Annotated in this window: 3 protein-coding genes; 1 reads left to right on the top strand and 2 read right to left on the bottom strand. The window is 66.6% G+C overall.

Annotated elements, in window-relative coordinates:
- Positions 1 to 216, top strand: a 216-nt coding sequence (locus tag NTX40_07120) for an ATP-dependent Clp protease ATP-binding subunit ClpX (GenBank protein MCX5648850.1), incomplete at its 5' end; no start/stop codon positions are given.
- Between the two features lie 127 nt (positions 217 to 343).
- Here the strand turns inward: NTX40_07120 and NTX40_07125 are convergent.
- Positions 344 to 832: an N-acetyltransferase gene (locus NTX40_07125; GenBank protein MCX5648851.1), complete on the bottom strand. Its 489-nt coding sequence runs from the start codon at positions 830 to 832 to the stop codon at positions 344 to 346.
- 54 nt (positions 833 to 886) lie between these two features.
- Positions 887 to 1,936: metallophosphoesterase (locus NTX40_07130; protein ID MCX5648852.1), on the bottom strand; the 1,050-nt coding region annotated here is incomplete at its 5' end.

The raw sequence follows: 1,936 nt of genomic DNA on the forward strand, positions 1-1,936 counted from the left end.
TTCACGGAAGGGGCGCTGCGGGAGATCGCGCGGCAAGCGATGAAACGCAATACCGGCGCGCGGGCCCTGAGGGCGATCATCGAGAACCTGATGCTCGACCCGATGTTCGAGTTGCCGAACCGGCCGAAAGGCTTCCGCTACACGGTGACCGAGGCGGTCGTGCGCGGCGAAGCAAACCTCCTGGCGGAAGGCAAACCGCTCCGCGAAAGCGCGTAAGACACTCCCCACGGGATACGGCTCCCCGCAATTCACTCGCTGAGCCGCAAGCGGACAACACGCGCCAGAGTGCAAGCGGCTTGCTTGCCCTCCGAAGCCTCGGCGAAGGAGGGCCGCTTAGCGGCCGTCACCCTAGGTCAATCGCCACGGCTTCTTCGTCGCAGTCGGGGAACTTGGGGCACTTGACGCAGTCGGCCCAAATCTTGTGAGGAAGGGTTTCCTTGGCGACGGGCACGAAGCCGAGGCGCTTGAAAAAGGCGGGATTGTTCGTCAGGGCGAAGACTCGCTGGATGCCGAGGCGCCGGGCCTCGGCGAGGCACGCCTCTATCAATCGGCCGCCGATGCCTTTGCGCTGAAACTCTTCGGCGACAGCCAGGCTGCGGATCTCGCCGAGGTTTTCCCACGCAATGACGAGCGCACCGCATCCGACGACGTGGCCGGCGACGACGGCCACCTGGTAGTCGCGGAGGGAATCGTAGAGTTCAGCCCGGCTGCGCGGGAGCATGGAATCGCGCCGGGCGAACTCGGTGATGAGGGCGTGGATCGCCTCGACGTCACCCATGCGGGCCTTGCGGATGGACACTTTCGGCATCGCCGGCTTCTTGGTTTTCTTCATGGCGGATTATCGTAGTCGCGCGCGCCGTCAGGGTCAAGCGCGACTCGCCGAGGCCTATTTCGGCGGCACGGGGGGTTTCAGGACAGCATCGGAACTCTCGATGGTTTCCTGGAGGCCCGCCGCGCTGACGGATATCGCCAGACGAAGCGGTGGACGTAGAACCTGTTCCTTGCCCGTCGTTTCCGCCGCCACCGGCCTGAGGGCGCGCACGAGGAGGCGGACCTCCGCCGATTTGCCCGCCTGGACCTTCAGGGCGACGGGCTCGGCCGCGTAACTTTCGGCCGACGCGTCCGCGACGCGAACCGTGATGGTGGTCTCAGGCCCGAGACCGGGCAGGTCCACATTCAGGACGGCGGCAACAGGAGCGCTGCCGCTTGGCAGCGTGGCGAGCACCGGCGGGCCCAGGCGCGCCGACGCTTGGGCCAGGATCGCCGCCTCCATGGGCCGGGCCTGGGCCAAGTAGGCCTCGTCGTACCGGCCGTCCTTTTTCGAGACGGTGAAGGCGTCGAGTTCCCGGTCCTCGTCGGTGAAGGCTTTCATGGAGAGTCGTTCGGCGTCCACGGTAAAGACGCAGTAGTGGTGGACCTCGGCGGTGGCGGCGAGGACCGGATGTTGCCGGACGTCGTAGAGCCCCGCCCCGCCGCCGCCCGTCGTGATGAAGGTGATGGGCCGGGCGCCGGGGACGCCCGCCCGGCGGAGGGGCCGGAACCGCTCGTAAAGGTGGGAGTGGCCGGTCAGGACCACGTCCACGCCGCATTTCTCGAACAGGGGCAGAAAGGTCGTGCGGCCGGCGGCGGACCGGTGGCCTCCGAGGTCGAATGTCGGCTCGTGATAGGCGGCGATCTTCCAGGGCGCGGTCGAGCCGGCGAGATCCTTTTCGAGCCAATCGAGAACGGCCTTGCCTTCCTCGTAGGAATCGAGGACGACGACGTGGACGGGCCCATAGTCGAAGGAGTACCACGTCCTGCCCCCGGGCATGTCGAAGAGGCGAAGGACATTCCCGGCCTTGCCCTCGTGGTTGCCTCGGGCGATGAAGATCGGCACGTGGTTCAGAAGATCGGCGAGGGGCGCGAAGAACTCGGGACCCCAGGTCTGATACACGTT

Source organism: Planctomycetota bacterium, assembly GCA_026387035.1.
Taxonomy (GTDB): Bacteria; Planctomycetota; Phycisphaerae; order FEN-1346; family FEN-1346; genus JAPLMM01.